The organism is Mycobacterium sp. IS-836 (assembly GCF_001954275.1).
Lineage (GTDB): Bacteria > Actinomycetota > Actinomycetes > Mycobacteriales > Mycobacteriaceae > Mycobacterium.
On sequence record NZ_MBEU01000035.1, the window covers coordinates 1 to 626 of the forward strand.

General features: G+C 62.0%; 2 protein-coding genes. Both read left to right on the forward strand.

Going from position 1 to position 626, the window contains the following annotated elements; all coding sequences use genetic code 11:
- Positions 1-15: 15 nt before the first annotated feature.
- Entirely contained in the window at positions 16-312 is a 297-nt protein-coding gene (locus tag A5747_RS10825; protein WP_076123893.1) for a WXG100 family type VII secretion target, read from the forward strand.
- A 28-nt stretch (positions 313-340) separates the two neighbouring features.
- Positions 341-625 carry a WXG100 family type VII secretion target gene (locus tag A5747_RS10830; protein WP_076123891.1) on the forward strand — a complete coding sequence of 95 codons (285 nt, stop codon included), beginning with the start codon at positions 341-343 and terminating at the stop codon, positions 623-625.
- Position 626: the final 1 nt, after the last annotated feature.

Consider the following 626-nt stretch of genomic DNA (forward strand, 5'->3'; position numbering starts at 1 on the left):
AAGGAGATAGCCAAGATGGCAACACGTTTTATGACTGACCCGCACGCGATGCGGGCGATGGCGGGCCGCTTTGAGATGCACGCTCAGACGGTGGCCGATGAGGCGCGCAAGATGTGGGCGTCCTCGCAGAACATCGCCGGTGCCGGCTGGAGTGGGCAGGCCCAGGCGACGTCCTACGACACGATGGGTCAGATGAATCAGGCGTTCAACAACATCGTGAACATGCTGCACGGGGTTCGTGACGGGCTGATCCGCGACGCGAACAACTACGAGACCCAAGAGCAGGCCTCGCAGCAGATCCTGAGCCACTAGCCCTTTCATTCGTTAGGAGAACACCGCTATGTCAATCAATTACCAGTTCGGCGATGTCGATGCCCACGGCGCGCTGATTCGCGCGCAGGCCGCTTCTTTGGAGGCCGAGCACCAGGCCATCGTTCGCGATGTGCTTGCTGCTGGGGACTTCTGGGGCGGCGCGGGTTCGGTGGCCTGCCAGGAGTTCATCACCCAGTTGGGTCGTAACTTCCAGGTGATTTACGAGCAGGCCAACGCCCACGGCCAGAAGGTGCAGACCGCCGGCAGCAACATGGCCAGCACCGACAGCGCCGTTGGGTCCAGCTGGGCCTAAC

Excerpts from the sequence above, each read along its gene's own strand:
- A5747_RS10825 (WP_076123893.1), top strand. The coding sequence starts at position 16 with ATGGCAACACGTTTTATGACTGACCCGCACGCGATGCGGGCGATGGCG.
- A5747_RS10830 (WP_076123891.1), top strand. The coding sequence starts at position 341 with ATGTCAATCAATTACCAGTTCGGCGATGTCGATGCCCACGGCGCGCTG.